Here is a 6,860-nt window from a genome sequence, read left to right on the forward strand (position 1 = left end):
TTTGTCTTATATCAGTCGAATATGCTGCTGCCATATATATCTCAATTATTTTCTTTTTTTTCCATCTTTAAAGTTTACCATCTTTGTACCGCTTTTGATCTCAAACTGCTGTAAGATAATTTGTTGCACCTAACACACTGCCATATAACTTAAAATTAGGGTATTAAGTAAGAACTATGAGTGGACAAAAAACATTTAACATCACTGCTGGCATTTCTACAGCAACACAACCAGGTTTATTTGATGGAATAGCTTCTGCATTACAAGCATATCAAGAACGTCAGCGGCAAGAGAGAGAAGCTGCTATCAAAAAAGAGCAAGATATACAACAAAAAATTGCTCAATTTCGTTCTGGCGCTAATAGAAAAAAGATTGTTGTTGAAGAACCTCAACAGATTAAAACAATATCAAGTAATGCAAAAATAGATATTGAGGTAAATAAAGATTTGTCTCAGGATGCACAAAGACAAGTACAGAATTTGAAAATGCAATTACCTAAGATTAAATCAGAATATCAAATTTTGATTGATCGGGAATTATTAGATGCTGCAAGTGTTAAACAAGCTATGCAAAAAGCTGAAATGGCTTTACAAAATAATCATTTTACTGATGCTCAAATACATTTGCAAACATTAGATGATGCTCGGATTAAGGTAATTCAACAACTCAAAATAGAGTGGACAAAACAGTTGGAATTTCTGCAATCTAGACTCAATAATTTACAGTCAAGTCTTCCTGATCATATTACTCAACAGTTACAAATCAAAATAAATGATCTATGTAATAGTTGGCAGAGTATTTCTGATGAAAACATAGAAATTTTACATCAAGAAATTAGTAGATATGAGTCTCAAGCAGAGCAAGTTTATACTGCGGCGAAAAATTTAGTAGCATCTTGGCAAGAAGTTGGTTATGTTGCCAAGATTACGGGAATTAATGATGGTGATGTAGTTATTAATATCGAAACCCATGAGGGAGTAAATACGCAAATGCGAATTCAGTTTGATGGTCAACAAATTGATTTAGCTGGTCCTCATGATGAAGAAGGTGATTCTTCCTGTTCTAGTCGGACTTTTGATGTGATTGAACTGTTTCAACAGCAAGGTTATCAGGTGGAATGGACAGCATGGAATGGTGAACCTGTGGACAAAGAATGGCGGAATGTGGATATGGGGATTATTTCCGTAAAAACAACTATGGAGTCTGATTTTAATAAAATACCTGAGCGACGTTCTGAAAGTCAGGGGTATTAAATCGTAAGGTTTTGTTGGGTTTCTCAACCCAACCTGCTGTTCTCTTAATTTAAAGATGGTAAATTATGACACAATCCCCATTGCTAAATATAGCCGCTTGGCTGCCTCGTTCTTGTGCTAATGGTCCAGGAACTCGGATGGTGATTTGGGTGCAAGGTTGTCCTTTTCGGTGTCTAGGTTGTCAAAATCCTGACTATTTGCAGTTTAAGTTAAATCAGGTCGTGACTGTAGAGGAAATGTGGCAAAAATTCCAAGCATTACCGGATTTAGCCGGTATTTCCATTTCCGGTGGTGAACCTTTTGCTCAAGCTGTAGCTTTGGCAGATTTAGCACGTCGCGTCCAATCTATAGGTAAGACGGTTGTTTGTTGGACAGGGTATCAACTAAAACAACTGCAATTCAATAATATCCCTGATAGTCAAGGGTTACTAAATCATATAGACTTATTAGTTGATGGCTTATTTATACAGCAGCAAGTTAGCGATCAACCATTAAAGGGATCAAATAATCAAAAACTGCATTTTCTGTCTGGGCGAATTGTTGAGGCTGATTTGGTGAATATACCGCGTCAGGAGTGGATATTAGGTTCAGAGATATTAACATATACGGGGTTTCCTGTGGAATACAAGCAACTTGATCAGGGTGGGGTATAAAGCAGATGAGTATTGTAGTGATAGGAGACCGCAAAACCGGAAAAACCAGCATGGTCAGAGCCTTGACTGAACATGGGAAATATGTAAAAATCAGTAATATCCTAGCTAGTGACTTATACAATCCCAGCACCAAGGAAATAGCAGGTACAGCACAATTAGATACCAGAACCTTAAACATGGAGGTGGATTTACCAGCTACCGGAGTAAGACAACTAAATATTTTATGGATTGATACCCCTGGAGAGTTTTGGAGTAATCCCCAATATCGGAAAGATTATCCAGCAGCTTGGCAAGGAATGGAAAATAAAGTCAAGGAAAGTAAAGCCGTGATTTTAATGTTACCTCCCCACCAAAGTCTAGTTTCTAGCACTCGCATAAATATTGCTGCTAATCATCTTCAACCAATTGATACATTACCAACTAGTGATCAATGGGTGAATGGTTTACAGAACTGGTTCGACTTTTTACAACAGAATTGTCAACGAGTCAAACACATAATTATTGCCCTCCATAAAGCTGATTTATTTTGTGATGTAGAAGCAGAAGGAAAAGACTGGAGATATCGGCCAGATAGAGGTGGTGCAGCCCCTTGGTATGATTATAGTGATCACGTTGTTGAGTCATATTTTGGAGTTGCGAATCAGGTCATTCGTAAATACAAAGGAACAGAAATTGGTTCTCGGACTAACTTCTTTATTACTACTACCGAAAATCAAGAATTACTTGAATTACCTTGGCTGTATCTTGCTCCTTATCTTATTTATAATTAACCCCTAAAATCTTATGCTTGCCAAAAATTACCAGACTAAACGTACAATTCTGAAAAAACAACAATCAATTGGCAATGATATTAGAATCATTGGCTCTCGAAAATCCGGTAAAACCACTTATTTAGCTTCATTATTGCGGCTTCCAAAGGAGTTGAAAAAACAATTTCCTGGTTTGAAAATTACACCTACTTCTGATGATGCTGAAGAACTGATTGGGGCAGCTAAAAATATTCTAGAAAAAGGGGCAGTTTTTGCGGGCAATGATATTGAATATGGTGATGAACCATATTTTTCTTTTGAAATTCAAATCCCCACTACTAAAAATTCACCAGGAATAACATTAGGATTAAACGTCAAAGATTACGCTGGAGAAACATTTGAATGTGGAGCTATTCCTCACAGAGCATCTGAATTTCAAGAATATGTAGAAGATTGGTTAACGGCCAAAAGTTGGATGATTATGCTCACAGATTGGGATACAAGTAATGACACAAAACTTTATGCACCTGCTGTGAATAGGCTATTAACAGAATTATCCGAACAGGCTAATGTGAATGAAACTTTAAGTAAATTGAGAGTTGCTGTAGTTATCAGTAAATGTGAACGAGGAGAACTTTGGCCTTGTCGTTTAGATGCGGAAGAAGATTTATTTAGAGTTCGTTTAAAGGAAACTTATAGAGTTTTGAAAGAAAAATTACCACCTTCCAGATTACGATTTTTCGCTTGTTCTTCCTTCGGTGTCATGGGGGATAGCTCTGGACAACATGATCCCCGTCCTAATCGTTATATACCCGATGATGGCAGTTCTGCGGAATTTAGGGCCTATTTACGAGACGTGGAAGCTTGGAAACCCTTCGGATTAATTTCCCCACTGTATTGGTTAAGCACAGGGAGGGTATTTCATGACGAACGCCTCTAATCTTCCCCTGGATATAGGTGGAAACCAGGATTTTCGGGTTATTGGTCCACGTCGTTCTGGAAAAACAGCGTTTATGGCTGCCCTAGCTCGTTGGCCAAATGCTAAAAAAGACAGTCCTATTGTGGCTGTTGACCCCTATAACGACGAAGCTGGGGAATTAATTAATATAGCTAAGGACATCTTAGAAGATGGTAGAGAGTTAGCAGGTACAGATTATGGCAGTGGAGAAGCTGAGGATTTACCGACATACTCCTTACTAATTACCTTAAAAGCTAAGTTTATTAATCATCCTCTACCAGCTTTAAGAAATCAACCGATTAGATTACGAGTATCCTGTCGAGAATACTCTGGAGAACTGATTAAAGAATTACGAAATCTTGCTAATCCTAGCGCACATTTAGTTAGTTATTTAGATGATTGTGCCACTGCTTCAGGTTTATTGATACTGATTGATAGCACTGCTACCAGGACATCTGATCAAGAATATGCTCAAGCTTTAGAAAACCTGCAAAGAGAATTAAATGAGCGCTTAACTATTAATAATGGAGGATTACAAAACTATCGAATTGCAGTAGTATTTACCAAATGTGAACAACCTCCCGCTTCCGGTTATTGGCAAGATATAGACACTTTTATGGGCTTGAAATTTCCCAGTCTTAAAACTACAGTAAAGAAATGGAGTAAACTATGGGGATGTTCTACAAATTACTTTTTTGCTTCTACCTTTGGCACAAAAGGAACACCACCCAGACCCAACTTTAAGAAAAAAAATCGAGATAGTGGGGGAACTTATGGAGTAATTGATAAACCAGGAGTATGGCGGCCTTTAGGTTTAGTTGCGCCTTTGTATTGGTTAGCAACGGGTAAGGAAGATAATCAATTAAGAGATATATAGGAGAAAATAATTATGTCAGTTGTTCAAATTTATCAATTTTGTAGAGCATTTGATAATGTCCGTTATTCAGAAGTATATGGATGTTATGTATCTGGTGGTTATGCTTTTGAGAAAATCGCTCGTGCGAGTCATGAAGTTCCCCCAGAAATTCGTGAAGCAGTAATTAATGATTATTTTAAATTGAATGATAATTATCCACCAGAAACGGGTGATTTTGCCCTCATTGCCAGAGAAATAGATGATAAATATTCAGTTTTAGCAGTTGCGAATAGACAGTTAGATGATGGTGGTCGTCCTACTATTGGCTATAAATATTTTTGGTTAGATAAGTCATCTCCAGATGTTGATGGTATTGGGACTTTAATTTATTGGTGGCTCAATCAAAATCAGCCTAAGTTTGATATGGCTGAATTGGATAAACAATTATCACAATCACCCCAAATCTTCCGTGTTCATGAACAATATAAAAAACTAATTTTTGAAGAAGATCAGTTACAAAACATTAAGAGAATAGTAGTAGAAGAAAATAAAATTCCTTATACAGTTGTAGTTACAAAAGAACTTTGGAGGAAGCGATATCCAGAATACACAAAATTACATTATCTGGCGTTATGTTTTAGTGATCGTGCCACTCGTCTTAATGCTTGGGCTTGGAATGTTCACAAAATAGCATATCCAGAAAGATTTTTAGCTATTTTTTACGCTACTCAAGAGGATATACCTAAAAATATTAGTAAACAGCCGTTACCATCACCACAAAAAGATAATTCTAATACTTCTGTTAGTACACCTACGAAAGAAAATACTACTCAAACAGTCCCAGTTCAAAAGATTAAAAAATGTTTGAAAGATATAGCAAGAATATTTGCTGATACAGATGAATTAGACTCTAAAAAAACTGAAGAATTATTTGAATATTTAGCAAAGTACCCAAATGAAAACTGGTCTGATTTTATAGATAAAACTACTTTACAAGCAATTCATGACAAATTTACTTTAATCTATAAAGCCGAAATATATCTGCTTTTACCAAAAGAAAAGAGTTCATTTTTGATAGAAATATTAAATTCAACTAATTTCGGTAATTCGTCAGGAAAATCTACTAGTAACAGTATTGCTATTGAATTTCACGATCAATTATTAAATGCTAGTTATAAGTATAAAAATGAACAGATAATTAACAGATTAGTTTTTTCTATATATACGGGTATTTCATATCTACTAAATCATTTAATGGCTGATGACAATGGAAGTAATCAAATTGAATTTCTATTAACTCAATCGAAAAGTATATGGTCTAAAACTTTTTTAAAGTATGCTGAACTGGTTGAAAAAAGAATTTTCTCTGAAGAAGAAATAATAGTTGAAGAATCTCTGGAGACTTTTCGTCAAAAAATTCTAACTATTTTACAAGAACCGAAAAATATTACTTTAGCAGAAAGAAAACAATATGAAAAATTAGTATCTACTTTTATTAAGATAAATCACCATCCTTTAGCTGGGACTTTCTGTTATATTCGCTATAGGTTTATTCCACAAGAAATACTCCATTTAATAGATAATGAAATATATCGAAAAATTCAGAATATACAACTATCATCTCAAGATAAATCTAATAGCAATAATGAACATAAAAACAGTGAAGCCATAGATAACAAATCTGAAAATAACCGATCTCAAAAGAAACAGAAGTTACCAGGAAAAACGACAACACCGAAAAGACCTAAAAGACGCAGGGAAATAAATAACAGAATCTGGTTTATTTTGTTTGGGATTTTCTTAGTAATTGTCGTTGTATTTGTTACAGCAATAATCATACTAATAATTAGTAGAAATCCTCCTCCTAATAACAATAATCAAGATCAGTCACATATACAGAATATACGGAAGAACGAAAAAGAAAATAATTCTCCAGTCAATAATTTAGAAAATCCTTCTGCTAATTCTACTACTCTTTCTACAAGTAACACTTCAAGTGGGTGTGCAACAGATTTACTTAGTAATTTAGAAGTATTCAAAGCTTGTAATGAAACTGATAAAGACAAATTAAAGGTAGAATTACGCAACGAATTACACGGCAGATATAACTTATTTTCAACTGAAATTGGTGAAGAGTTAAGACAATACTATCTAGATAGTAAAAATAACGACCAATTCCAAAAAAGAAAACTTGAAATAGAGAAATGTCAAAAGGATCACCCTATTACAGATACAAGTAATAATGATAAAAGAGGTGACTGTATAAAAGGTACAATAGCAGAAATGTTGAATGTCGTTACAAAACTTTACATATTTAAGTATACTAGTATTATCAAGGGTAAAAATGTCAACATTTCATAATATCTTCCATCCAATGAACATAACTGATTT

General features: G+C 34.8%; 6 protein-coding genes. All 6 read left to right on the forward strand.

Features of this window, described 5'->3' with window-relative positions:
• The first annotated feature begins 176 nt into the window (after positions 1 to 176).
• The 6 genes from H6G44_RS19725 to H6G44_RS19750 all read left to right on the forward strand — a co-directional run bounded on the left by H6G44_RS19725 (position 177) and on the right by H6G44_RS19750 (position 6,830).
• The gene (locus H6G44_RS19725) at positions 177 to 1,253 is read left to right on the forward strand and encodes a hypothetical protein (RefSeq protein WP_190388254.1); all 1,077 of its coding nucleotides are present in this window, start codon (positions 177 to 179) and stop codon (positions 1,251 to 1,253) included.
• A 65-nt stretch (positions 1,254 to 1,318) separates the two neighbouring features.
• Positions 1,319 to 1,906 (forward strand): 4Fe-4S single cluster domain-containing protein, encoded by a 588-nt coding sequence (locus H6G44_RS19730; protein WP_190388255.1) that lies wholly within the window; start codon positions 1,319 to 1,321, stop codon positions 1,904 to 1,906.
• Between the two features lie 5 nt (positions 1,907 to 1,911).
• On the forward strand, positions 1,912 to 2,676 hold the full coding sequence (locus H6G44_RS19735; protein WP_190388256.1) for a GTPase domain-containing protein: 765 nt from the start codon (positions 1,912 to 1,914) through the stop codon (positions 2,674 to 2,676).
• Positions 2,677 to 2,689: 13 nt separating this feature from the next.
• Positions 2,690 to 3,595, forward strand: a complete 906-nt coding sequence (locus H6G44_RS19740) for a TRAFAC clade GTPase domain-containing protein (protein ID WP_199291897.1) — start codon at positions 2,690 to 2,692, stop codon at positions 3,593 to 3,595.
• Positions 3,579 to 4,490: a hypothetical protein gene (locus tag H6G44_RS19745; protein WP_168633084.1), complete on the forward strand. Its 912-nt coding sequence runs from the start codon at positions 3,579 to 3,581 to the stop codon at positions 4,488 to 4,490. The genes H6G44_RS19740 and H6G44_RS19745 overlap by 17 nt, the downstream gene beginning before the upstream one ends.
• Positions 4,491 to 4,502: 12 nt before the next feature.
• Positions 4,503 to 6,830, forward strand: a complete 2,328-nt coding sequence (locus tag H6G44_RS19750) for a hypothetical protein (RefSeq protein ID WP_190388257.1) — start codon at positions 4,503 to 4,505, stop codon at positions 6,828 to 6,830.
• Positions 6,831 to 6,860: the final 30 nt, after the last annotated feature.

Source organism: Aphanizomenon flos-aquae FACHB-1287 (assembly GCF_014698755.1).
Classification (GTDB): Bacteria; Cyanobacteriota; Cyanobacteriia; order Cyanobacteriales; family Nostocaceae; genus Dolichospermum; species Dolichospermum flosaquae.

Bases quoted from the DNA above. Each gene is read 5' to 3' on its own strand.
- H6G44_RS19750 (WP_190388257.1), top strand. From the start codon at position 4,503: ATGTCAGTTGTTCAAATTTATCAATTTTGTAGAGCATTTGATAATGTC.
- H6G44_RS19735 (WP_190388256.1), top strand. From the start codon at position 1,912: ATGAGTATTGTAGTGATAGGAGACCGCAAAACCGGAAAAACCAGCATG.
- H6G44_RS19740 (WP_199291897.1), top strand. From the start codon at position 2,690: ATGCTTGCCAAAAATTACCAGACTAAACGTACAATTCTGAAAAAACAA.
- H6G44_RS19730 (WP_190388255.1), top strand. From the start codon at position 1,319: ATGACACAATCCCCATTGCTAAATATAGCCGCTTGGCTGCCTCGTTCT.
- H6G44_RS19745 (WP_168633084.1), top strand. From the start codon at position 3,579: ATGACGAACGCCTCTAATCTTCCCCTGGATATAGGTGGAAACCAGGAT.
- H6G44_RS19725 (WP_190388254.1), top strand. From the start codon at position 177: ATGAGTGGACAAAAAACATTTAACATCACTGCTGGCATTTCTACAGCA.